This window comes from Paenibacillus sp. sgz302191, from assembly GCF_057749925.1.
In genome coordinates this window covers 26,143-52,690 of the sequence record NZ_JBYLHY010000002.1, presented here as the reverse complement: position 1 = coordinate 52,690, position 26,548 = coordinate 26,143, and the positions used below count along the sequence as shown (strand labels likewise).

21 protein-coding genes are annotated in these 26,548 nt (G+C 41.2%); all 21 read left to right on the top strand.

Annotation, left to right across the window (positions count from 1 at the left end):
- Positions 1 to 5 precede the first annotated feature (5 nt).
- Entirely contained in the window at positions 6 to 3,845 is a 3,840-nt protein-coding gene (locus AC3G2T_RS02915) for a X2-like carbohydrate binding domain-containing protein (RefSeq protein WP_488434476.1), read from the top strand.
- A 132-nt stretch (positions 3,846 to 3,977) separates the two neighbouring features.
- Positions 3,978 to 4,655 carry a GntR family transcriptional regulator gene (locus AC3G2T_RS02910; protein WP_488434475.1) on the top strand — a complete coding sequence of 226 codons (678 nt, stop codon included), beginning with the start codon at positions 3,978 to 3,980 and terminating at the stop codon, positions 4,653 to 4,655.
- Positions 4,656 to 4,677: 22 nt separating this feature from the next.
- Positions 4,678 to 5,604, top strand: coding sequence for a GDSL-type esterase/lipase family protein (locus AC3G2T_RS02905; RefSeq protein WP_488434474.1), 927 nt, complete (start codon positions 4,678 to 4,680; stop codon positions 5,602 to 5,604).
- Positions 5,605 to 5,841: 237 nt separating this feature from the next.
- Positions 5,842 to 6,840, top strand: a complete 999-nt coding sequence (locus AC3G2T_RS02900) for a LacI family DNA-binding transcriptional regulator (RefSeq protein WP_488434473.1) — start codon at positions 5,842 to 5,844, stop codon at positions 6,838 to 6,840.
- 1 nt (position 6,841) lies between these two features.
- Positions 6,842 to 7,774, top strand: coding sequence for a ribokinase (rbsK, locus tag AC3G2T_RS02895; protein ID WP_488434472.1), 933 nt, complete (start codon positions 6,842 to 6,844; stop codon positions 7,772 to 7,774).
- Positions 7,771 to 8,166 carry a D-ribose pyranase gene (gene rbsD, locus AC3G2T_RS02890; protein ID WP_474681299.1) on the top strand — a complete coding sequence of 132 codons (396 nt, stop codon included), beginning with the start codon at positions 7,771 to 7,773 and terminating at the stop codon, positions 8,164 to 8,166. Before rbsK ends, rbsD begins: the two co-directional genes overlap by 4 nt.
- A 14-nt stretch (positions 8,167 to 8,180) precedes the next feature.
- On the top strand, positions 8,181 to 9,689 hold the full coding sequence (locus AC3G2T_RS02885; protein ID WP_488434471.1) for a sugar ABC transporter ATP-binding protein: 1,509 nt from the start codon (positions 8,181 to 8,183) through the stop codon (positions 9,687 to 9,689).
- Positions 9,679 to 10,635, top strand: a complete 957-nt coding sequence (locus AC3G2T_RS02880; RefSeq protein ID WP_474681297.1) for an ABC transporter permease — start codon at positions 9,679 to 9,681, stop codon at positions 10,633 to 10,635. Before AC3G2T_RS02885 ends, AC3G2T_RS02880 begins: the two co-directional genes overlap by 11 nt.
- A 23-nt stretch (positions 10,636 to 10,658) precedes the next feature.
- Positions 10,659 to 11,612, top strand: a complete 954-nt coding sequence (gene rbsB / locus AC3G2T_RS02875) for a ribose ABC transporter substrate-binding protein RbsB (protein ID WP_474681296.1) — start codon at positions 10,659 to 10,661, stop codon at positions 11,610 to 11,612.
- Between the two features lie 126 nt (positions 11,613 to 11,738).
- Positions 11,739 to 12,017: a DUF2277 domain-containing protein gene (locus AC3G2T_RS02870; RefSeq protein ID WP_488434470.1), complete on the top strand. Its 279-nt coding sequence runs from the start codon at positions 11,739 to 11,741 to the stop codon at positions 12,015 to 12,017.
- A 337-nt stretch (positions 12,018 to 12,354) separates the two neighbouring features.
- Complete coding sequence (locus AC3G2T_RS02865) at positions 12,355 to 12,462, top strand: Imm7 family immunity protein (protein ID WP_488434469.1); 108 nt, start codon at positions 12,355 to 12,357, stop codon at positions 12,460 to 12,462.
- Between the two features lie 419 nt (positions 12,463 to 12,881).
- Positions 12,882 to 13,271, top strand: a complete 390-nt coding sequence (locus AC3G2T_RS02860; protein WP_474681293.1) for a hypothetical protein — start codon at positions 12,882 to 12,884, stop codon at positions 13,269 to 13,271.
- Positions 13,272 to 13,429: 158 nt separating this feature from the next.
- Positions 13,430 to 13,783 carry a hypothetical protein gene (locus tag AC3G2T_RS02855; protein ID WP_488434468.1) on the top strand — a complete coding sequence of 118 codons (354 nt, stop codon included), beginning with the start codon at positions 13,430 to 13,432 and terminating at the stop codon, positions 13,781 to 13,783.
- A gap of 14 nt (positions 13,784 to 13,797) precedes the next feature.
- Positions 13,798 to 14,097 (top strand): hypothetical protein, encoded by a 300-nt coding sequence (locus AC3G2T_RS02850; RefSeq protein WP_488434467.1) that lies wholly within the window; start codon positions 13,798 to 13,800, stop codon positions 14,095 to 14,097.
- Between the two features lie 85 nt (positions 14,098 to 14,182).
- Entirely contained in the window at positions 14,183 to 14,560 is a 378-nt protein-coding gene (locus AC3G2T_RS02845) for a hypothetical protein (protein WP_488434466.1), read from the top strand.
- Between the two features lie 79 nt (positions 14,561 to 14,639).
- Positions 14,640 to 15,455 carry a class I SAM-dependent methyltransferase gene (locus AC3G2T_RS02840; protein WP_474681289.1) on the top strand — a complete coding sequence of 272 codons (816 nt, stop codon included), beginning with the start codon at positions 14,640 to 14,642 and terminating at the stop codon, positions 15,453 to 15,455.
- 13 nt (positions 15,456 to 15,468) lie between these two features.
- Complete coding sequence (locus AC3G2T_RS02835; protein WP_488434465.1) at positions 15,469 to 15,729, top strand: hypothetical protein; 261 nt, start codon at positions 15,469 to 15,471, stop codon at positions 15,727 to 15,729.
- Between the two features lie 781 nt (positions 15,730 to 16,510).
- Complete coding sequence (locus tag AC3G2T_RS02830; protein ID WP_488434464.1) at positions 16,511 to 17,029, top strand: IS66 family transposase; 519 nt, start codon at positions 16,511 to 16,513, stop codon at positions 17,027 to 17,029.
- Between the two features lie 265 nt (positions 17,030 to 17,294).
- Positions 17,295 to 19,982 (top strand): fibronectin type III domain-containing protein, encoded by a 2,688-nt coding sequence (locus AC3G2T_RS02825; protein ID WP_488434463.1) that lies wholly within the window; start codon positions 17,295 to 17,297, stop codon positions 19,980 to 19,982.
- Positions 19,983 to 20,163: 181 nt separating this feature from the next.
- Complete coding sequence (locus AC3G2T_RS02820) at positions 20,164 to 25,365, top strand: RHS repeat-associated core domain-containing protein (protein ID WP_488434462.1); 5,202 nt, start codon at positions 20,164 to 20,166, stop codon at positions 25,363 to 25,365.
- Positions 25,366 to 25,441: 76 nt separating this feature from the next.
- Entirely contained in the window at positions 25,442 to 26,029 is a 588-nt protein-coding gene (locus AC3G2T_RS02815) for a hypothetical protein (RefSeq protein ID WP_488434461.1), read from the top strand.
- Positions 26,030 to 26,548: the final 519 nt, after the last annotated feature.

Below are 26,548 nucleotides of genomic sequence, written 5' to 3'. Positions count from 1 at the left end.
ATGATGTGGCTGAACGATGGAATAAAACGAAAAGCCGGCATTTGGTTTTTGGATTCTTGCTGGCGCTGCTTGCCCTCTTGATTCCAAATACGACTATGGTGAACGCGGCCGATAACGGATTAGCTCAAAAACCGTACATGGGCTGGAGCAGCTACAGCATGCAGGTATATCAGAACAGCCCGAATTGGATAACAGCCGCACAAATTATGGCTCAATCCGACGCTATGCATAGGACACTGCAACCCCATGGCTATAATTATATCAACGTAGATGCGGGTTGGAGCGGCAGCACGGATGCATATGGACGGCCGCAACCAAGCACTGCGCTCTATCCGAACGGTATTGGCGAGGTCATTGATCATGTGCACAACAATGGGCAAAAATTTGGTCTTTATTTTATTCCGGGGTTGTCTCCCGCAGTTTACAACGCCAACTTGCCGATTTATGGAACCGCTTGCCATGCGCAGGATATTGTCGTTTTGCCTTTAACGACAGCGGATTATTGGAATTTGGGCTATAAGATTGATTTCTCGAAGCCGTGCGCGCAGAGCTATATCAACTCAATTGCCGATCAGATTGCCTCCTGGGGCGTCGATTTCGTGAAGTTTGACAGCGTAACACCGGGCTCCGGACATAACGATACGTCCATTGATGCGCGCGATGATGTCAGAGCCTGGTCCCAGGCGCTTAAGCCTCATCATATCTGGTTCGAGCTGTCGTGGGCGCTGGACATTAACTACGCGGACACCTGGAAGAAGTATGCGAACGGTTGGCGCGTCGAATGGGATGTTGAATGCTACTGCGGGAAAGCAGGTTTAACCAGTTGGGGGAATATCGCACGTCTATTTCCGAAAGCCGAGCAATGGTGGCGTTACGCCGGGCCTGGCGGTTGGAACGACTTCGACTCCCTGGACATCGGTAACGGTGCGATGGACGGCATCACGCCGGACGAGCGCCAGACGGCCATGAACCTTTGGGCAATATCTTCAGCTCAATTGTATACAGGCAATGATCTGACGAATTTGGATAGTTACGGTATTCAACTGCTGACGAACGATGAAGTTATCGCTGTCAATCAGGCCGGTCATCCTGCACATCCGGTATCTACATTAACCGAACAGCAGGTTTGGTATGCCAATAACGGCGACGGAAGCTACACAGTCGGGCTGTTTAATCTTGGCAGCGCTAACGCGGCGGTCACTGTGAATTGGAGCGATATCGGGTTAAGCGGTGCGGCGTCCGTAAGAGATTTATGGAGCCATTCCGATCTTGGCGTTTATAACACAGGTTACAGCGCGACGAATTTGGCGCCCCATGCTTCGCGGTTGTTGAAAGTGGTGTCTCAAGGAGGCGTATCCTCAATCAATGATGACGATACCGGCATTTCGTATATGGGCAATTGGCAGCGGGACCCGAATCGGGGGCTTGGAGTTGCGCAAACGCTGGCAATCGCAGTAACCGATTCCTTGGCACAGAACAGTGCGATTAGCCCGGCTGCGGCAAGTTTTGACAAGAAGCAGGATTTACAGGCTGATGTGATAACAACGATGACGTTGAACGGGAATACATTGAGTGGCATTGTGAACAATGAAACCGAATTGGCGCCTGGCACGGATTACACAGTATCCGGCAATCAGGTAATCATTAAGAAAGAATATCTGGCTTCCCAACCGGTGGGAACTACCCAGCTTACTTTCAATTTCAGTGCAGGAGCCAGGCCGATTCTCGCCATCGCAGTAAGTGACTCCTCACCTTTGAACAGCACCATCCTTCCATCGACGAGAAATTTCGATAAGCAGGCAACTTTGCAGGCGGATGTCACAACGACATTGAACCTGCAGGGCAATCAACTGATTGGTATCGTAGCCGGGGGGAATCCTTTGGCAGCTGGGACCGAATATTTCGTTTCAGGCAGCACAGTGACAATCAAAAAAGAATATTTGATCAAGCTGCCGACCGGAACGAACAACCTGATTTTCAACTTCAGCGCCGGTCATGCCCAGACGCTCGCCATTGTTGTTAGCGATACCTCCCAAGGGGCTTCTATTACACCAAATAATGACGATCCTGGTATTTCCTATTCAAGCGCTTGGCAGCGAAGTACGAATCGGGGGCTTGGCGATTATTTAAATGACGTGCAATTCACCGAACGGAACGATGAGTACTTTGAATATGCATTTAACGGGACGGGTATTGAATTGATTACAGAAATGGACGCCTCCCAAGGCGACATGGACATTTTTGTAGATAACGCCTTTAAACAAACGATAAGCACCTATTACACCAGCAGATTAGTTCAGCAGCCCGTATATGGGATTTCCGGATTAGCGAACGGTCCTCATACGATTAAAGCTGTCAAAAAATCGGGATCATATATGCTGCTGGATAAATTGAGAGTTTTAATCCCAGATCTGAGTGGTCCATCAACGGGAACTGCGCCAGTTATTGTAAATGACAACGATACGGGGATTACGGTTACCGGAAACATCTATTTGCCTGCGCAGCCGATACCGTCGATACCGTTGGCGTTCGCGGCTCAACTCGCTCCCGCATCCCAAGGCGCCGCGGCTTCCATTAACGATAACAATGCTGCGATTCAATATACGGGCTCATGGGGGTATAGCACGAATAGAGGGCTTGGCGATTACCAGAACGATGTTCACTTCACCGAGACGAACAATGATTATTTCGCCTATACCTTTAAAGGAACGGGGATTGAAGTCGTCACTGAGAAGGATTCTTCGCAAGGGGATATCGATATTTATATAGATGGTGCATTCCAACAAACGGTCAGCACTTATAACGCCAGCCGGTTAGCTCAACAAATCGTATACAGCATATATGGACTGCCGAACGGCTCCCATACTCTTAAAGCAGTGAAGAAATCCGGAACTTTTATGCTGCTGGATAAATTAAACATTGTTGCGGGGGATCTGATCACTCCGACTGCGGGAAGTTTTGATAAAAAACCGGACGCGCAAGCGGATATTAGCATCACGTTGTCATTGGGAGAATACGCATTAGAGCGAATCGACAACGGCAGAAAAACGCTTGTACCAAGTATCGACTATACGTTATCAGGCAATAAAGTAACGATCAAGAAGGAATACCTTGCAGCGCAGCCTGTCGGCATTGCTAACCTGACTTTCATTTTCAGCGGAGATTATCAGAATGACGTGCATGTAACCGAAACCAACGGCGATTCCTTTGCCTACACTTTTAAGGGAACCGGAATTGATGTAATTACAGAAATGGATACCTCGCAAGGCAGCATCGATATTTACATAGATGGGGGATTCCGGCAAACAGTGAGTGCTTACAACGCTTCCCGCTTAGTCCAACAAAAAGTATACAGCGTTTCGGGACTTGCGAATGGTTGGCACACGATTAAAGCTGTGAAAAAATCAGGAATCTATATGCTTTTAGATAAATTGAGCTTCGCCGTTGTACCAGGTCCGATAACAGCCACAGTGAGCACCGCCGATTATAAGGTAAAGCGCACAAAAGCCGCAATTAAAGGCAAGGTTGCAGCAGATGGGGGCGCCGCCGTCACATCACGGGGAATTGTGTACTCAACAGTGCCTTCTCCGGCAATTGACGATAAGGGATCATTACAAGTATCCGCCGGTTCCGGATTAGGCATGTTCAGTGCAAAGCTGACAAAATTAAAGCCTAATACAGTTTATTACGCTAGAGCGTATGCGACTAACTCGGCAGGTACGAGCTACGGGGCTGAGATTCGTTTTATGACGCAAAAGAAATCCAATCAGCAGGCTGAAAATTCGGATGACGATGATGCTGATATCGATGTGAATGATCACCAAGACGTACTTAAAGACGAATAGAAGCACTAAGTCTATGCCTAAGGAAGCCGCGAGCCCTTCACTAGGTTAAAGGAGGGCTCACGCTTCTCATCAAATTGAAAACCTTCAATCATACATGATATATTTATGGGAAAAATGATGGGTGAGGGTTCGATGAGAAGCAAAATTAATCGAGTTAATTTAACGGATGAAATTTATCGGATTGTTAAAGAAGGCATACTGTCTCATAAATTAAAATCCGGAGAAAAAATAAACATTGACCAATTGGCACGCTCTCTGGAGGTAAGCAACATTCCTGTTCGCGAAGCGCTCTCCAGATTGCAATCGGAAGGGTATTTGCATGTTATTCCATTTAAAGGGATGTTTGTTAATCTAATGAGTATTAAAGACTTGAACGAATTATTTGAAATCAGATTGCAGCTTGAACCTCTGGCAGTAGAAAAGGCAACGCTACTCATTCCCGATGACAAACTCAGGGGGCTGCTGGAAACAATGAATGCTCTTAAAATCAATGATTCCTCATACTCAGTTAACGGATTAGAGAGAATAACGGAAATGAATAGTTCCATACATGGTACTATCCTTGAATATTGTGAAAATACAAATTTGAGGAATTTAGTTATTGGATATATTGAACAAATTCAAAGATATGTAAGCTTTATTCAATTAAATCTGGATGTAGATTTCACGAACGTGGAATGGTCGGAACATCATTCAATCTTGGAGAATTTAATGAAGCGGGATCCAAAAGGCGCCTCCGCAGCCATGATCCGTCATTTGCAAAGTTCTCAAAAAAGGACAAATGATCATTTTATGAACACGGGTAACTGAATTGACAATTGGGAGCAGAAGAATGATCGAAATAGCAGGTAAGGAATCGCAGGTCTCCGATGAAAAAAGAATCGTTTTTCTTGGCGACAGCATTACAAATGAAGGTACGTTTATCGCTTTTTTGGACGCATATTTCCATCTGTATGCTTCCAATGTTCATTTTACCTTAATAAATTTGGGCGTTAGCAGCGAAACTGCCTCTGGATTAACAGAGCCGGATCATCCGTTTCCGCGTCCTTGTATCCTTGATCGACTGGCAAGGGCGCTGCAAGAAAGCAAGCCGGATTGGGTTGTTATGGGATATGGAATGAATGATGGCATCTATTCCCCATTTTCCCAAGAAAGGTTTCAAGCTTATCAAAATGGTATTCTTGCAGCAATCCGCACCATCCATCAATACGGAGCAAAAGCCTTTGTCATGACCCCTCCACCATTTGATCCAGAGTCTATAAGCGATTGCGTTCTATCTCCCGATAACCAAGAAGGATACAGCTATATAGCTCCATACGAAAATTACAACGGCGTGCTTCGCTACTATGCGAATTGGGTACTTACTCTTGATACAATTGCCGATCAAGTTGTGAATATTTACGATCCGCTTCTTCAGATGAGAGAACTTGAACGAAAGATTAACCCTAGTTATCGTTCAGGTGATGGTATCCATCCTAACTCAGGCGGTCATTGGATAATAGCTACAACGTTATTAAGCAGTTTGTTTCATACATCTGTAAAACAAATTCCTGATTTTGTAGATCAACCGGAAAAATTGCAATTATTTCAGTTTGTTTTACAACGACACAGGATGTTAAGTTCCGCCTGGAAGGAGCATGTCGGCCATAGTAATCCTAATAAAGAGGAAGCCTTGCCTTTAGAAGTTGCCTTGAGCAGAGGTGAAGGAATAACAGCGCAAATTAAAGTGTGTGTTACGAATTCAAAAAATAATTCATGATGATATATGATTTTTGAAAATTGCGCATCTTTTGATTGCGCAGTTTTTTTGTCGTTGAACAATCTGTATCCGCGTCACTTTAATTCTGCATTGTAAACATTTCATATTGCAATTGAAAAAAAGCTGTGATATATTATGTGTGTAAACGGTACCACATATTGAAATGCCAATAAATATTGGATTTCATTAAAGTTGAGGTAACGATACCATAAATATGAGGTTGGAAGTGAACCCAGGATGGCAACTATTCGCGATGTGGCCAAGTTAGCCGGAGTCTCTGTTGCGACAGTATCTCGTTACTTAAATAAAAGCGGTTATGTAAACGCTGATACGGAATTGAAGCTAAAACATGCGATTGAAAAACTGAATTATATACCCAGTGTTGTTGCAAGGGGACTCGCTGGAAAAAGCACGAAAACAATTGCTTTAATTTTACCCGACATTTCAAATCCATTCTTTCCGGAACTGGCACGGGCGGTTGAAGATGTTGCCACTACATACGGATTCACCGTCATATTTTGCAATTCGGACAGTCAGGTCGGAAAAGAAAAGAAATATATAGATGCGTTGAAGAGTAAAAATATCGATGGGATTATTTTTGCTTCCAATACGCTGGGACTTGAAGATGTAGATAAAATGATGTCCTCTAACATTCCCTTTGTTTGTCTGGACAGGGCACCGACCAATACAACCTGCAGCGTTGTTCGTTCGAACAATCGTGAGGGTGGCCGATTAGCTGTAAATCATCTTCTTGAGGCAGGCTGCAAGAAAATCGGGCACATTTATGGTCCCCAGGATCTGATCCCTGCAAAGGAGAGATTAATCGGATATGAAGAATCCGTACGTACGTTTGATTGGTTCAGCCCAAGCTTAATGGTTCAAGGGGATTTTGGGGTTCACGGTGGAATCCAAGCGACGGAACTGCTAATGAAGCGGCATCCTGATGTTGACGCTATTTTTGCCGGAAATGATTTAATGGCTGTCGGAGCTTTGAAAGCGCTGCATAGAATGGGCCTTAAAGTACCTGAACAAGTGGCTGTTTGCGGATTCGACGGTATTAACATGACCGAGATTACTGAGCCTGAATTAACTACAATCGCACAGCCCATCTATGATATGGGGGCTTTAGTTTCGAGGATTTTAATTAAGAAGATCGAAGGCACCATAGAAGAGGACAAAATTTATGAGCTGGATGTCAGAGTAATCCCAAGAGATTCAACGAAAAGGAGCAGATAACATGAAGGCGCCTCATATAGTTGTAATTGGCAGTTTGAATATGGATATCGTTATTGAAGCGGACAGATACCCGCAACCGGGAGAAACGATTCTTGGCTCAAACGCCAAATTCATACCGGGCGGCAAAGGTGCCAATCAAGCGGTTGCGGCCGCAAGGCTGGGAGCAAGAACGACGATGATCGGAGCTGTCGGAAATGACAGTTTCGGTCAAGAGCTTCTACAAGCTTTAGATAATAATAAGATTAGCAGAAACTCAGTTAAGATCGTGGATGGCACAGCATCCGGAATAGCTTCCATCTATCTTTCAAATGGAGACAATAGCATCGTCGTAGTCCCGGGCGCCAATCATCAATTGCTGCCAGGCGATATCGATCAGCATGACGACATTATCCAGGATGCGGATATTGTTCTGCTTCAGTTGGAGATTCCTTTAGAAACGGTTGTTCATGCTGCGAAAAAGGCAAAGTTATTTGGAAAGACGGTGGTCTTAAATCCGGCACCCGCTCAGTTGTTGCCAGATGAACTGTTAAGTAATGTAGATTACATCACTCCAAACCGATCTGAATTGTGCTTGCTTACAGGGATTCATGCAGATGGCGATGAGTTGGAAACAGCAATGACAAGCTTGATGCAAAAAGGGGCAAGCAACGTCATTACGACTCTGGGTGGTGACGGATCTGCCTTTTTAGAAAAAGGTAAGCTGCACAAAGTACCCGGTTATAAGGTGCCTGTTGTCGACACGACAGGGGCAGGGGATTCGTTTAATGCAGGTCTAGCTTTTTCACTTGCCGGGCAAAATAACTTGGAACAATCCGTGTCATTTGCGGCGAAGGTATCTGCGCTGGCCGTTACGAAGTTTGGGGCTCAAGCCGGAATGCCAAGCATAGAGGAAGTGGAGCTATTTTCGAAAAATTCCAAGGGAGAATCAACATGAAAAAGATTGGAATTTTAAATAGCGAAATTTCTAAGGTGATCAGTGAACTTGGGCATACCGATACCATTGTCATTTGTGATAGCGGGCTGCCTATTCCTGCCCATGTAAAACGAATCGATCTGGCCTTGAAACAAGGCATTCCTTCTTTTATGGATTGTTTGGAAACCGTGCTTTTGGAAATGCAAGTTGAGCAGGCTTTCGTGGCCCGTGAAATGGAACAGGTAAGTCCCAAGCTAAAGAAGCAAATGGAACCATCGTTGAATGGGATACATGTCTGCGAGGTCAGTCATGAAGAACTGAAGGCAATGACACATCAAGCTAAAGCAATTATAAGAACAGGCGAGTTTACTCCATATGCCAATGTCATTCTTCAGGCTGGAGTTATCTTCTGAAAGGAGGAATTGGAATGACGTCCAAGCTGTTGGAAATGAAGGGAATCAGTAAAAGCTTTCCTGGAGTTAAGGTGCTGGAACAAGTTGAATTCACCCTGAATCGCGGAGAAGTTCATGCGTTGATGGGGGAAAACGGCGCCGGCAAATCTACGCTGATGAAAATATTGGGCGGGATTTATACAAAAGATAGTGGAACCGTTTCCGTTAGTGGAACTGTCTACGACATAAATACACCTTCTATGGCACAAAATTTAGGCATTGTTATTATTCATCAAGAGCTGAATATGATTCCGCACTTAACGGTTATGGAAAATATTTTTCTCGGTCGCGAATTCACTTACGGAAAGTCAAGGCTAATTAACTGGAAAAAGATGCGGCAGGAGTCCAATCGCTATTTATCCCAATTGGGCTTGAATATAGATCCGGGTACTATCGTCAACGAGCTCTCTGTAGGCCAACAGCAAATGGTGGAAATTTCGAAAGCTTTATCAATGAATGCCGAAATTCTTGTTTTGGATGAGCCGACGGCCGCACTCACGGACCGTGAAATCGAGGCGTTATTCGAGGTCATCGCTTCATTGAAAGAGAAGGGTGTTGGAATGATTTATATTTCCCACCGGATGGAAGAAATATTCAGGATTTGCGATCAGGTTACGGTCATGCGGGATGGACATTATATTGGAACCGAATACATTGCAAATACGACGATGGACAAGCTCGTTAAAATGATGGTAGGCAGGGAAATTAAAGATCGTTTTCCTAAAGTGAAAGTCGCCCTTGGAGAAGAGAAACTGACGGTCAATGGGTTGACACAAAAAGGGAAGCTTCATGATATTTCCTTTTCAGTAAGAGCAGGGGAGATTGTAGGGATTGCCGGCCTAATGGGTGCCGGAAGAACCGAACTGGCGAAAGCACTATTTGGAATAACCCCGATTGATCGGGGGACGATATCCATTAACAGTCAACCGGTCTCGATTCGAAAACCGATTGATGCTATTCAAGCAGGTATTGGCTTAGTAACGGAAGACCGTAAAGATGAAGGTCTGCTCCTTGCTCATTCTGTTAACGACAACCTGGCCCTTCCGAACTTGAAGCTATTGTCCTCATTCGGTTTCATGAACCGTTCAAAGGAGAGGGAACTGTCCGAATCCATGATTAAAAAGCTGCTGATCAAAACGCCGAACAGTGAGCAGAAGGTCGGCTCTCTTAGCGGAGGCAATCAGCAAAAGGTAGTTATCGGAAAGTGGTTGGCGACGAATCCGCAAGTACTCATCTTGGATGAGCCAACGCGCGGAGTCGATATCGGGGCGAAGAAAGAAATCTATGATCTTATGAATGAGCTTGCTTCGCAAGGCGTAGCTATTCTAATGATTTCGTCCGAGCTTCCCGAAGTGTTGGGAATGAGTGACCGCATACTCGTCATGCACGAGGGTAAAATAAGCGGTGAATTTAAGCAAGAAGAAGCAAATCAGGAAAACATTATGTTAAGTGCAACAGGGGGAGGGAACCGGCATGCAGGTTGATGGTAAAATTTTAAACAAACCCCAAATCGGTAAGTTTCAGAGTCTGGGACCTTTATTGGGATTGTTTCTGATAGTTGTAATTTTGTCGGTAGTTAGCGGTGACTTTTTAACCGTCGGTAATATTTTTAACGTTCTACGTCAAATTTCGATTAATGCTCTTATCGCCTTCGGTATGACCTTCGTTATTTTAACGGGAGGCATCGACCTTTCTGTAGGATCCGTACTGGCTTTATCAAGCACTTTTACGGCAGGCTTAATGGCAAGCGGTATGAATACGTGGCTGGCTGTAGGGATCGGTCTCATTGGAGGAATGGTCATGGGGGCGGTCAACGGTATCGTGATCACGAAAGGTAAGGTAGCTCCCTTTATCGCGACTTTGGCAACAATGACAGTATTCCGCGGACTCACCTTAGTTTATACGCAGGGAAAGCCAATCACGGGCTTCAAAGAGGATTTTGCCATATTAGGAAAGGGATATTTTCTGCAAATTCCAATGCCGATTATTTGGATGGTCATTGCATTTGCAGTATTATATATCATCTTAAAGCATACAACTTTTGGCCGGCGTGTTTATGCGCTCGGCAGCAACGAGGAGGCGACTTGGCTTTCAGGGATCAGCACATCGAGAGTAAAAATTATGGTGTACTCGATAAGCGGTTTATTAGCTGCAATTAGCGGTATCATTCTAACTTCCAGATTGAACTCCGCACAACCGACAGCAGGAGGAGCGTTTGAACTGGATGCGATTGCAGCCGTCGTCCTTGGCGGAACTAGCTTATCAGGGGGAAAAGGTTGGATTGTCGGTACATTAATTGGCGCCATGATCATAGGCGTGTTGGATAACGGTCTTAACCTACTGAATGTATCGTCTTTTTATCAACAGGTTGTCAAAGGTATCGTAATCTTAATCGCAGTCCTGTTAGACCGATCAAAGTCTCGTAAATAAAATTCATTAAAGGGGAGTTTACAATGAAAAAAATGAATCTCATTTTGTCTGCCGTAGTAGCGGTGTTCCTGGTTCTGGCCGGCTGTTCGACGCAATCCAAGCTTGAGGAAGGAGCTTCCACGAAACCGTCTGCTACAACGGACAGCAAGGCGGCTGCCGGTAAAATGACAATCGGGCTTTCCGTTTCCACACTGAATAATCCGTTTTTCGTTACTTTGAAGGATGGTGCGGATAAAGCGGCAAAAGAAGCCGGCGCGAATTTAGTTGTAGTAGATGCGCAAAACGATACAGCGAAACAAATCAGCGGTATTGAAGATTTAATCCAGAAAAAAGTAAATATCATTCTGATAAATCCCACGGATAGCGATGCTATCGTAACAGCCGTACAAGCTGCAAATAAAGCCAATATTCCTGTCATTACAGTGGATCGCGCAGCAAATGGCGGACAAGTTGTTACACACATTGCATCTGACAATGTGAAAGGCGGCAAAATGGCAGGCGACTTTATTTTGAAAGCGCTTGGCGATAAAGGTAATCTTGTGGAACTTCAAGGAATTGCAGGAACTTCCGCAGCGCGTGACCGTGGGAAAGGTTTCCATGATGCTGTGGATGGAAAAGCCGGCGTAAAAGTAATTGCTTCCCAACCTGCTGATTTCGACCGTGCAAAAGGCCTTTCCGTTACGGAAAATATTTTGCAGGGAAATAAAGATGTTCAAGCTATATTTGCCCATAATGATGAAATGGCATTAGGTGCACTTCAAGCTATTCAAGCCTCGGGTAAAAATATTTTGGTCGTTGGTTTTGATGCTACAGATGACGCAGTGAAAGCCGTAAATGACGGGAAATTGGCAGCAACCGTTGCTCAGAAACCGGCATCCATCGGAGACACAGCGGTGAAAACAGCGTTGAAAGTGTTGAAAGGTGAACAAGTAGAGAAGTTTATTCCGGTAGATTTGGATTTGATCACGAAAAAATAAGAATCAGTAAATATTTTGCCAATTTGGCGAATATTGAGTGGCGATGAGCCACTCTTTTTGTTATTGTCAGGATAGAGTTAGATGTTAGTAAGATTGAACAAATAACGGTAATCAAAGGAGACAGCCATGTGCCGAAATATCAAAACACTATTCAACTTCGATCCTCCCGCTACTGACGATGAGATTGAGGCAGCTTCGCTCCAATTCGTGAGAAAGATTTCGGGCTTCACCATTCCTTCTAAGGCGAACGAGGAGGCGTTCAATCGCGCCATTATGGAGGTGTCTGCGGTTGCCCGGACTCTGTTAGACTCACTGGTCACCAATGCCGAGCCACGCAATCGTGAGATCGAAATGGAACGCGCTCGTGCGAGATCTGCGAAAAGATTCGGCATCGGAGATGATTAAAATACATGGAGAAACACTTCAAGCCACCGAAAATCAAGCAACTGATCGAAACATAATTTGCAAGACGAAGATAGGGTTAACACGGCTCTATCTTTTTTTCATGCCCATCAAAATGAAATGCTTCATGGAACCGAAATACTCTGGTTGGAATATCTGGACTATTACTATCTCATGTGTAAAAAGCAAGCTATGGGACGACTTGTTTCAAGTGGCAATTGAAAAGTCGACCATATACAAGGAATTTTATGGATAATTTGAAGCGGGGAATATATACTGAGGATACGGGTATTAGTGACTATTGGGTTGCAGTGATTTTATTTGAAGTAGGTGTTTGTGGATGTACGAATATCATGGTTGGGCGCCCATTCGTGAAACTGCAACATGTGATGATGAAGATAACTTGGAAAATAAAATCCTTAACATTAAGGAATATATTAGAAAATGAATGGTGAGGTGATTTGATTGAAGACATTTGAAAAACGATTCAAAAAAGTAACTGTGAATGGTTTTCAATTCCATTGCGTAATTAATGAATATTTTAGAAATGAGTTTGTCTCTTTTCGGGTATATCCTAGTAATACCAAGACATCTTTTTTTGAAGTATTCTTCTCATGGAAAGAATCATGGTACTTCAACCTTAACTTACCATCTACATGTACAACTTTAATAAAGTATGCTATTGAAAATGGCTGGGTCTACGATCAGGAGAAACAACAGATGAGTATACGACACGGCGACTTTCTTAGAAAATTAATAGAATTACAAGATTGAATACAAAATTAAATGGAAAAAGATTTACAATGAAAACTGACTTTCATTGTATTAGATAGAGGTGAAATAAATGATTTGGGGAGTGATTAGTCAATGACGACATCTTGCGAAATGGAACTAATTCAACGAAGGATTGAAGATGGAGATACTTCCTTGACTGATAACGATATTGTTGAAAAGTATATTTCTTGGCTTCCTAGCTACAATTGTACTACAGCCGCGGAAGGATATTTTTCATTTCTTTCGTCAGTTGCAACATACAAACCTCAATTAATCGAGCCTCTTTTAAAGAAAGCAGTAGAACCAGTTTACTTTTTAGGTTATGAGAATTCCGAGGGTATTATTAGCTGGGCGAGTAAATTTACTGAAAGTAAGAATGTTATCTACATGCCTTCTGATTTAGGTAAAGTATGGCTACTTCAAGAATTACCAAATTACAAAGAATTCATTGGAAAATGTCTGATAGAATATATGAATGAATAAAAATCAGGATTTAATTAGAGGAGCATGGATGAAGATTTTCTTTTCCATAATACTTTGATGATTTCCCCACTAATGGAACAATACGTTCCTGCAGCTCTACGATGAGCGATACAGTGATTATTAATTTTGAAATGAATTCATTAATCGGAGGGGCTTGGATGAAAAGCAAGCAGTATTCCATTTGGATTGAGGCGGAACAGTGGGCTGAAGGAGAGTGGAACATCCACGATGATAACACTGATGCAATAGTTACATTTGAAGATGGCTCAAGATGGGTTGCTTCATTTTATACATACAAAAACATTCAAACGCTTGCTGAAAAGAATCAACATACTGGCGAATGCTTACATGGAAAGTACTATTGGGGAAGTGACATGCTACTTGTAGATGAGTGTAGTCGTAATCGCATTGAAGAAGTGATTGAACATCTAATAACCCAAGGTGATTTTGAAATGATATTCGATAAGTGTGATGAAAATCGAATCTGTACGAATGAAAGCACTATTTTATAAGGGAGAAATTTACTATGGAAGAAAAACAGTTTATTGTTTCCATAGGGGATTATAGGGTACATGACAGCAAGATTGAAGGAATACATTGGGAAAACCAAAATCTAACCGTATCTTTAAGAAGCTTTGACGGCGAAGCGATAGTCGTGAGATTTTACGGCGTAAAAACAATCCATTCCAACAGACCAATTGGTATGATGCTTTATGCTATAAGTGAAATGAAGGAAGATGAACCATTACGCAAGTTTATTTTTGCAAATTGGCATGAAGAAGATGATGCTTTTCTTGAAATCACCGCAGAACAAGTAGACTTTTAAATCCAAATTGAATTGTACTGAGTAAAAGAGCAACTTTATCCTTGGGGTTGATAATGTGATAAATTCTGCCGAAGAGTTTGTGAAATTGAGAAACAGTGAAAATCCTGAGGAATATCTTAGAGCAGCTTGGGATGAAGCGCCATTGGAGGTTTGGCTTGCAGCTATTGAAAAATATTCGGATATGAAATTTTGGGTAGTACAAAACAAAACTGTTCCAATAGAGATACTTGAAATCTTGTCTGATGATCCTGAATCGAGAGTTAGGCACATGGTTGCTTCAAAGAATAGACTGTCTGAAAAGCTTCAATTGAAACTTGCGAATGATAAAGACACTTCGATCAGACAAAGAATTGTTCATAACAAGAAAGCTACATTGAGGGTTTTACAAATATTATCGTTTGACGAAGATGAAGAAATCAAGGAGTTAGCGTCGAAAAGAATAACTGAAAAGCGATACAGATAACGCGAGATAAACCTCGTCCCTTTATAGGATGGAGGTTTTTTAAATTATTTTAATAAAAACATTAAAAGGGAGTGACAACATGACTTCAGTAATTGACTATTACACTGGCTTTGGAGAAAAAGAATGGAGTAGGTTGGATAGAGAACCATTAGAATTTTTGATTAATTTGCATTTTATAAATAAATATTTACCGAAAGGTGGTCATATTTTAGACAACGGGGCTGGACCAGGAAAATATTCAATGTATTTAGCCCAAAAAGGCTTTCGAGTAACTTTAACCGACCTAACTCCTACTCTTGTTGAAATCGCTAAAGTTAAAGCAAGTGAACTCGGATTTATGGGAAAATTTAATGGTTTTTTCGTTGCTGATGCACAAAACTTATCTATGTTCCTTGACCAATCATTCAGCGCTTCGTTAATGCTTGGTCCACTTTACCACTTGCAAAAAGAAGAGGAACGTGTGAAAGCAGTTCGAGAATTACACCGGGTTACACAGAAAGACGGATATGTGTTCGTAGCATTTAGATCAAGAATAAACCATGTATTATATTCTCTCTTGCACCCTACTCACTGGAAGCCCAATGATAATATGGATTCTATAAACGATTTCTTAGATACTGGAATTTTCAACCATAGTGATGAAGGGAGATTCACAGGAGCATATTTTTTCAATATTGAGGAGATCAGAATGTTTATGGAATCAAATGGTTTTGAATTCGTGGACTTAATTGGTTCAACAAATATGGGAGCAGTTTTAAATCAGGAACAATGGGATTACTGGAAGCAAGATGAAAATGAATACTCTAAATTACTAAACTTACTCATTAAAAATGCAAAAGAACCTGCGGTTTTGGGAATGTCTTCCCATTTGCTATATATTGGTCGCAGAAAATAAAAGACTTATTGCATTGTTAAAGATAGAGTTGGAGTTGGCGAACATAGAAAAATTAATTCCCAGAGATAAGTTTGACTTTGAAACTGTGAACGAATTGAAGAAATTAAGCAAAGAATCCTTGAAGTCAATTGTTCCACAGTTAATGGAATTCGATATTATTGAAGATTTAAGAACGGAACTTGAAAGATTTTCATTACATTCTACAGATTATGAACAGTATGTTGGATTAGATGTTGAGGCGCAAAAGATACTTAAGAAAATACACTATCACTAGCGCAGGAAAAGTAATCCAATATATCTCTTTCACCGTCTCGACACATGTGGAGTGCGTGGTAAGGATATATCGAGATGAGAAGCATTGATGTACAAGGGATGAAGAGTTTTTGAGATTATATTCCTGCATTCAAAAAATGCTAGTGGAGTTGAGTGAGGGAACATATATCCCTTTTACGCACAAGGCATGTCGAGTGCGTGGTAAGGATATATCGGGAGGATTAAACATAATAGTCATAAAGCCCTCTTCATTTTGGAGAGGGTTGTTTTTTATTCGCAAAAATTTAATTTAAACTTTATGTATTTCGACTTTATTAGACGGTTTCTCTCATAGACATAGAAACGAATGTTTGGTATATTGGAATTTGCTGGAATAATATATCGAAGGGAGTCAAAAAATGACTTGGAAATGGAGAAAGACAATATCAACTGCAGTACTAGGTTCATTATTACTTGGATTATTACCGCTAGGAGGTGTCTCTGCTGCTACTGTTTCGCCAATTGCTGAGGAGAATGCATATATTCTATCGAGCCAAATTACCCCAAAAAATCATGTTAGGTTACCCATAAAAATCGTCTGTAGCTGGAAATGACGACATGGTTGACATGGAGCCTCTACGGGCATGAATCCCTGCTAAAGGGCGAAGCCACGGGCTTCGCAGAGTCTTGTTAGCCTACTATGCCCGCCCCTCCATGTAAACCATGTCTACTTTTCTGGAAATTCTCGACGGCAGAGCATGACGATTTTTGGGGGGGATTTTAAATGATTAAACACAAGCCTCGTGAAGATCGGGTTGGCGGAAAATCCTCCTGCGCCAGCACCCGCAGAGAAGAAGCGGGGACGGGTGAAGCAGAGCAAGACGCGAAGCCTGCTGCTTCGTCTGGAGACCAAGTGGGATGCGGCGCTTGCGTTCATGCACGATTTCCGGGTTCCGTTCAAGAACAACGAAGAGGAACGGGCCATTCGGATGATCAAGAGCCAGCAGAAGGTGTCGGGTTGCTTCCGCAGTGTCCAGACCTTGCTTAGGATACTGGCGCAAGTATGTATCGATCGTACTTTTCCTTCTACCGATGTTTACTGCAATCGCAGCATTGTCGTGGCCGGGAAGATGGAGACGGACGGTTTGCTCGAACATTCTTCTGCTTTTCTCATGCTTAAGCCTTTGCTCAACGTCTTGCAATTGTTCGCCAATCGTTTTCATTTTTCATCACCCGTCCAGCAGAATGGTCTCTACCAATTCGACAGGATTGGGTGGGACTTCCTTCGATGTAACTTTAGTTCAACTTATATAGTTAGATAAACAGGGTTTTGCTTACTAGTTGATTATGTAAAACAGCGATCTCAGAATTCTTTTCAGTTGTTTATTCTCATTGCAGCAATAGTTTACAACGTTAAATAAGTTTTATATTTCAGAGGGTTAAGAGTTTTTCTAATAAGTATAGGGTGATCAGTTGCTTACGTCGTAGCTTTTGTATAACGATCTAATTTTGATGGTACTGTTGATTTTCACTTCTTCTAAACAAGCCTTAAGAAAAAGGAAGTACATACCCTAAGGAGAATAAAACATGAAAAATTCAAGTATATTTATCAAAATTACAATGAGCATAACTTTCTTAGTAATAGCTTTTTTAATTTTTCAGCCATCGGAAGCAGAAGCGGAAACTGATACAACCCCCCCGAAAATTGTAGTATCGTTAGGCACAAAATCTGTAGATAGACAAACGACTGATGTGTGTCCGTATGTAACAGATAGTAGTGGCATATTGATCATTAAATATGCAAGTGGTTCGCAAACGTCTAGTTATTTTGCAGAAAATGGAACGACCTTAACTAATATTTGTTTTAAAGTACCTGCGACTAGTAAAGGAATTTATACAGTTTATAGTAAAGACAAGGCAGGAAATGAAGCTGTTGCGACAATAGATGTCACATGGGATTCGACCTCGCCTACAATAAAGTTAACCACAGAAACACCAACTTACAGGTACGGGGTTACAGTTAGGGTTATCGCTCAAGATGATCGCTCGATACCACGTATTAAGTGGGCATCTGGAAACCAATCAGCAGCCTACTTTGCTTTAGCAGGAACGGAAATTACAAATCTATCTAACTTAGGACCGAATACTAGAAGTGGGTCTTTTGATGTATCTTACAGTGGTACGTATACAGTTTGGGCAAGTGATTTTGATGGAAATCAAACTATTCAAACTATCACCTTGACGGTCAAGCCAATAAAATTTTCGCTTGATTACATCTTAAGTAGTGATAACCAAATAGCAGCTGTATCCATGACCACATATAGTGAAAAAAGTATAACGGTCAAGAAGTATGCGCGTGGCGAGCAACCGATTAGCTATTTTGCGACAAATGGAACAATAGTAGATGGCAGCAATTTTCTTGTACCTGCGACTGCTAAAGGAGTGTATACATTATATGCTAAAGACATTGCTGGTAATGAGGTCGTCGATACGATAGATGTGACGTGGGATACGATTCCCCCAGTTCTTACTTTAACTCCTAGTACGACTAGTCTAACAAATCATCCCGTCACAGTGAACGTCCTTGTCTCAGATGACAGTGGAGGTGCCCCTAGTTATCTTAAATGGGCAGCTGGGAATCTAACAATTGATGATTTTAAAGCCAAAGGGACAGGAACAGATATCTTAAATAATCGTTCCTTTTCTGTGAAGAATAATGGAATTTATACTGTTTACGCTTCCGATAGAATGGGGAATCAGACAGTGAAAACGATCGAGATAAGTAATATCGACACTTCTCCTCTCACGATGCCAGTTTTTATACCTGATAACTTATCTCAGACGAATCAGAACGTGAATGTGACGGTCAATTACCCATCAGATACGTTTGTGAATGAATACCGAGTTAATGGCGGAAATTGGATAATATATTCCAATCCAGTTAAGATGACGGAAAATGGAACCATTGAGGTTCGATCGACCAATGCGTTAGGCATTAGTGTTGAGAGTTCTTACAATGTAACTAACATTGATAAGCTGCCTCCTACTGCTCCTTTTCTAATTGAAAGTAAACCAGGTTATAAACCATCATCATTTTATATTCGCTGGAAGCAATCTACAGATAATGTAGAAGTAGTAAGCTTTGAGGTTTATGATGGTACTACATTAGTTCAAAGCTTACCAGGTGCTTCTGACAGTTTTACTCTATTCGATGTAAGCCACAATGTTCCACATCCTATTACAATAAAGGCAAAAGACGCAGCAGGGAATGTTTCAGAAGCAAGCAATATTTTAGCTTTATTTATTGATTCACAAGCACCAACAGCACCGACTTCTTTAATAACAACAGGAACAACATCTACAAGCGTAAGTTTAAAATGGAATGCGTCAGAAGATAATTTAGCCGTAACAGGCTACGATATATACAGTCTGACCATGTCACCTACGAATAACCCCAATATAACGGCGGAAGGAAGTGTTGACGGAAGCACAACAACATATACGGTAACTACTTTAGCGGCAAACAAATCTTATAGTCTCTTTGTAAAAGCAAGGGATGCAGCCGGGAATGTATCTGATGCAAGTAAAAAAGTGGATGTATATTTGGATACACAAGCGCCAACAGCACCTGCTTATTTAAAACCAGGAAAAAGAACATCTTCAAGCGTTGAGTTAATATGGGGAGCGTCAGAAGATAACTCAGCCGTAACAGGCTACGATATATACAGAATAACAAATACCGGCCAAAGTGCAGAGATGGTAGGAAGTGTAAGCGGAAGCACAACAACGTATAGGGTTACTGGTTTAAGAATAAACACATCCTATAGCTTCATTGTAAAAGCGAAGGATGCGGCCGGAAATACATCTGGTGCAAGTAATTTAGTGGATGTATTTTTGACGCTAAAGGCACCATCAGGGCTCCTAATTAAAAATAAAACGTCCAACTCGATCAGCTTATCTTGGACAGCACCTGCTGATGAAGAAGTTTATTCTTACAATATTTATAATGGTAGTACACTATTAGGAACAACTAGTGACAATAACTACACTATTCAAGATATAGCAAGTACACTGTATATTCTAAAAACTACAGCGTTAGATAAAACTGGTAATGAATCAAAGGCAAGCAATATCATTTATTATTATACTGGTAATTATCAATATTATTATGATGTAACAGGACGTTTAGACTATATTAAGTTTTCATCGGGTCAAAGGCTAAAATATAACTATGATATTACAGGAAATCTATTAAACGTTCAGCTTCAGGAGTAAATGATAAGCATTTTAAAATAATTATTTACATGAATTTGAATTACTAGTATAAGGAATTTGACCTCTTTGGCCTTTAAGCGTGATGTCCCTGAGCCAATCCGTTCTATACTGTGTTGTCCATTTGTCTTCCAGTGTAATAATTTGAGCTAACATTAATTAATGAAATTGAGGTATTAATTTGATGAAAAAAATACTTAGCCTTCTAACGCTACTATGTCTTCTATCTCAACTTATTCTTCCATTTTCAGCACAGGCAGATAATAGTAACGCATCTCCTCTCTATTCAACTGATGGGAATAAAGAAAATCAAATCTTAACAATAGAATGGCTCAGTCAAAAGTTTAATGTGGACGAGAGTATCTTGTTGAATGAGCTAAATAAAGGATATTCCTTAAGCAATTTGCAGTCAGCTTTACAAATACAGCAAACTTCTAACCAGACACTGGATGCTATTCTCAATCAATTAGATCCTGATGTTAACATTCGTTTGCAGCAATTAAACTATACGGCTGAGCATTTCACAAATAGCGTTCAATCGGACACGTATCAAAACGTCCCCTCCGTTACAGATTACACATATGCAATGGGGGAATTCGTTGACACATCGGGGGCCAAGGTTACGATAAATGATCCCGTTCTCAATTCAAGCGTATTCCAGAATACGTATTCTTCCGGTACAAAGCAATTACGTAATGCTTTGTCTGCATCTTCCCTGCCTTTTCCAACAAGTTACGATCAAGTTGCTGTCAATCATCTTAATGTGAAAGCAGATAATGCGCCATATTCCGTTGGCAATGAAAATATTTCTTCGGTAAGTGGCTCCTTACAGGTGCAAGCGACGGATATGGTTCTTCCTGGGAGAAACGGACTTTCTTTCTCGCTTACCCGCAGATATAACAGTGACGATGCCTCTTACTATGATAAAGGCTATTTCAGCGATTATTCTTATCTTGTCAATTATTTTCCACAATTGGCTGCCAGATTATATTTTAAAGCTCCCTATCAACAGGTCACCAGTTTAGGTGGCGCTTCGGACTTCCAACTTCTCCCGGCATGTTCGGGATGCGAGGGCTTTGTATACCAATCGTTTATACAATACAATGGACAGTATACCAAATGGAATTATAGCAACTATCCTGGACCTCGTGTAGCTGATTTTAATTTTCAAAACAAGAATAAATTGGGGGAAACGTGGAAATATGCAAACCCGAATGATCCCAATGGCTTTATTGCTCAAATGAATGTATCTTTGGGGAACCAGGATTTAATCGTCAATGCCTATCCGACTGGGTATGTTATGGAGACCAATCGGGAAGTTGATTTCGCACATGGGAAATTTTATGCGAATCAATCGAAGCTCAAATATGAAAATAGATTTGCCATTGGCAAAGGATGGAGTTGGGACATTCCGTATATCGAGTTTAAAGATAATAAAACATTTATTCATCTCTTTGGTGGTTCTTCCTATGAAATCGATAATGCCAATACACTGATTGGTTACCCATGGAAGGACTTGACCTTTACTAGGGATACATCAGTGACCGTCAATGGGAAAACATCGTATTATGCTCTGCAATCGCTAAATGGTCAAGTTCAATATTTTGCTTCGGATGGATACCTGATTCAAATTGCAGATGCGTATAAAAATACGATTCAGTTTGAGTATCAGTATGTTTCCTTATACGGTCAAGTTCTTTCCAAAGTTAGAGATGCTATCGGCAATGAGATAGTTATTCAGTACCCTTCTGATTCCGAAGTCAACATTATAGCGGGAAATCGAACTGTCAAATACGACAAAATAAAAGATGCCAAAGGTAATAAGGAGCTGCTATCTCAAGTAACAGATCCCGAATCGAGGAAAACTCAGTATATATACGACACTGTTGCTACTCCTTATGATTTGGTGCAATCCCCTTCTCATTTAGGAGATAACTACACAGCTTTATTAAAACAAATTTATCATCCTACAAAAGCTCATACCGACTATAGTTATGATCCTTTTACAAGAAGCATAGGGCCAAATGCAACAGAAACTGTTTACCGCGTAAAATCAAGAGAAGATGTGGTGACCTATACAGACCTAAGTGTAAAAAAATATAATCATATAGACTATACGTACAATGGAGACGGAGCCGCTGTTCTACAAAGAGGGTTTAGTTTCTCTACAATGATTGATAACGGTAGAATAAAAACTACCCATTTCTATGACAAAGTCTATATTGACGATAAAACGCCGGAGGTTCTTTATAATACTCAAGTTACTCAAGATGACGGAATTCAACAAACCATCACGTCCATGGAGTACAATCGAACCAACCGCTGGCCAACGCCTACTAAAATTACAACGAAGACAGTTCGAAGCGGCAACTCTAGTGCTGATAAGGTTGTAAAACGAGACTACGATGCGTTTGGAAATATGACGAGTGAAACGGATCCGAACAACGTGACAAGCACCTATACCTTTGATGGAACGACACATCTTCTTTCTTCCGTGTCTCAGCCTCTGAATGGAAGCCAGACTCAGCTTGTTCAGTATTCTCGAAACAGTGCGGGCAGTGTCACACGAATGACTGTGGTGAATGAGGCCGGAACATTACTGGCTCAAACCAATATGGGGTACAGCGATGGTTTTGGCAATGTTACTTCGATCACGATAAAAGACGATAACCGTGACATTGTAGTTAATAAGGAGTATAGTGCCACTTATGGAAATGCCTTTTTAACCAAACAATACGTTAATGTGACGGGCGTTGATTGGAAAACGTCGACCATTACGGAACAAATGGAGTACGATAAATCCCTAGGAAAAATGATGAAATACACCGATGGCAAAGGCTATCAAGTATCGTATGGATATGATAAATTAGGACGTGTTAAGTTAGAAACGTTCCCAGATAACAGTAATGTTACGCTAACCTATGACGATACTTATAATAAAGTGACCACGATCGACCAAACGGGACTGACCACCTTTACGCAGTGGAATGCATTGGGGTGGAAAGAGTCAGAGGGTATTAGCGGCAGCGGTTCTGTCACTTATGATTACGATGCATATGGGCGTTTGGCATGGAGTAAGGATACCCTCGGCCATACCACTAATTACGAGTATGATTTATGGGATCGGCAGACACAAACGAAGTATCCTGACGGTTTTACCGCGGCGGTGTCCTACGATGATATCAATTTTACCAAGACGGCTACGGATGCTGAGGGCAACCAGACCAAGGAAACGTATGATCTGTTGAACCGATTGACAAAGAAAGAATGGTTGAAAACAAAAGAGAATACTAAGCTTGCAGATTACACGTATGATTATGTGGGCAATGTGCTTACGAGCACGGACGGCGAGGGCTATACAACGACATACACATACGATGTGTTAAGCAGATTAACATCTGTAACGGATGCGTTGTCTCAGACTACTTCTTATGCGTATAACCTTGCCAATAAGTTGACCCAAATCCAATATGCAGATGGAAAAAAACTACAAAAAAAATATGATGAAATGGGTAGACTTATTAAAAAGACCGATCCCTCAGAACTAAGTGACAAATACTACTACGATGCAAATAGTAACTTGAGTAAGTACGTGGATCGCAAGGGACAAACTCAGACATACGGCTATAATAATCGGAACTTCCTGACAAGCAGCGTTTCCAGCAATGAAACGATTTCATACAGTTATGATGCTGCTGGCAGACGTTTGACGATGCAAGATGGAACAGGAATCACAAAATATGACTATTATCCTTTAACGAAGCGCCTGAGCACACTCACCTATCCGGATGGAAAAACAATATCGTACCAATATGATGATCAGGGCAATCGAACCCAAATGATCGATCCGTTTGGGAACAATACGACATACAACTATGATGTTCGTAACCGGCTAACGGATGTTGGCGCAGCAAAGAATAACTGGGATGCCAGCTATACGTACAAGAAGAATGACTTGTTGTCTACCATCTGGCAAGCCAATAACTTAACTTCAACGTTTGATTATGACGGAGCTAATTTGACCAGCTTGACCGAAAAAAAATCAGGAGGGACAGTCGTCAATACGTTTAGTTATGAATATGACAATAACTTTAATCAGAAAACCAAAACAGAAAATGGTACAATCAACTCGTTCACATATGACCCGTTAAGCCGCATTCATACGTCCACCCAGTTTAACGAGCAGTATACGTATGATACCCGCGGCAATCGTCATACCCTTCAAACGAACGGAACGATGAATCTAAATAGAGCGAGCTACATTTATGATGACCGCAACCGCCTAACTGAAGCTGTAACTGATGATGGCAAATACGTATCTTATCGCTATAATGGAGATGGGTTGCTGTACGAGCGTACAGAAAATGGGCAGACAATACGCTACTATTACGATGGCGCGAATATGATTGCCGAGGGTACAGTAAACAATGGTGTTGCTGCGTTAAAGGCCAGATACATCCGAGGGAATGGATTAGTTGCCCGTTCAGATGCAAATGGAAATAAGCAATATTACCTATCAAATGGCCACGGAGACGTTGTAGGACTCACTGATAGTTCAGGAAATACACTGAACTCGTATAGCTACGATATGTGGGGCAATATTATCAGTCAGAGTGAAACTGTAGCCCAGCCGTTTAAGTACAGTGGAGAATTCTGGGATAATAGTACGAATTTGCAGTACCTGCGTGCGAGATGGTATGATCCAAGTGTAGGGCGGTTTATTAATGAGGATACGTATGAAGGTAAGTTGGATAGTCCGTTAACTTTGAATCTTTATACGTATGTGCAGAATAATCCTTTAAAATATCACGATCCAACAGGTAACAAAGTTTGGCTCATTCATGGAACATATTCATCACCAGTCACATGGACTAATGATTTCCGCGAGTACATTAGTGGTGTTTTTAATGAGCAGTATGAAGCATTGAAGTGGAGTGGTGAAAATAAAGATGAAGCTCGAGTCGAAGATGCTAACGATTTGGCAGAGAAAATTACTGCTTGGCACGATCAGAATCCGAATGAGCCAATACGTTTAATTGGTCACAGTCATGGAGGGAACGTGTCTATAATGATTGCAAACAAACTAGCTGAACGTGGAAAAAAAGTCGATACGCTTGTAACAATCGCAACCCCAGTAAGGGAATATCAACTAAATACAGAAGTAGGCCAGCATATTAATGTCTACAATAATCATGACGTTGTTCAAATTCTTGGTGGAGATGTAGATTTAAAATTACGATCATTCGAAAATGCAGAAAATGTTAAGGTGGATTTACCTTTTTGGCGGTGGCATGCATATTTTGGTATTTCAAACCATTCTATTATGCACAGTAATGTTAAAACGTGGAAAGAGTATATTGAACCATTGTTGAAGAAGAAAGAATGATGCGGACATGGGTAGCGATTTACGGAGGTGATTAACAATTCCAAACTATATAAAAATTACATGGTGGATTTCTATTGTGGTCAATATTGTAGCGATTATTTGGTTTATTCTAGGGGCCTCAGCTAACTTTCAACGAAGCTTAGATCTTGTGGGAAGGCTTACACTGATAGTTTTTTGGATTCCTGCAATTCTTCTAGTCACTTTATCCATTGTTCTTCTGGTAATAAAGTGGTTTCCAGCTAGAATGACCAATATTGGATTCATTCTTATTATAGTTGCCCACTTGATACTCTCGGCACCACTATTTATAACAGTTGAGACAACAGGTTGGTTGTATGATGATATTAGTAGTGACCCTATTCATACAACCGCGGATGGAAAATATGAGTATCGACTCGAGCTGATCAATCTATATCAAAAAAATAGTCGTGAGCAACTGATGGTCAGGAACGTTAAAACAGGCGAAGAAAGTTTTGTTCCTATCGAATTAAATTCTAAAGAAATGGATGGCATTCGAGGAGGTGGGAATGATTGGTCTTGGGCAATATTGAGTCCTACGGAATCATCGGATATATATTTACTCATAACAACAGAGGTCCTCAGTATGCCTCAAAAGAAATTTATCGTAGATATAAAAGATGGTACTTCTAAAAGAATAGAATGATTTAAATTTATGTGTCACCACAATGCGACTAACCCTCGTGTTGTGGTTTTTCTTTATCCGCCGCTACACCGCTAACAACAAAAACAACCGCTCAGAGAATATGAGCGGCTTAATAAATTTAAATGTAAAATATACAAATCTCCACCTCATATTCACATCAAAAAATAACCGGGAACACATCGTAATCAATTCTTCTTTTATGTATTTCCACATCACCCCATAAACACAAATAAAACCTTGTAATCTAGGTTTTCGCTGTGATATCCTATAAAAGTGTGTGTCCAAAATCTGACACGCATCTATTTTCCTATTCCCATTTCAGGAGGCGTCTTTCATGCTACCATTTTTTAAATTTCCACCCTAACAGTAGCAAGCGTAAATCATCGTGATATTCATAATTTACATTTATAAATTTATCACGATTCACGGTAAAAAACAAGCAATTTTTAATCTGTTTTTGTATTTTTTATTTTGAATTTTTCGCAGTAGAAACGTGAAATCCCTTGTCCTATAAGCTTT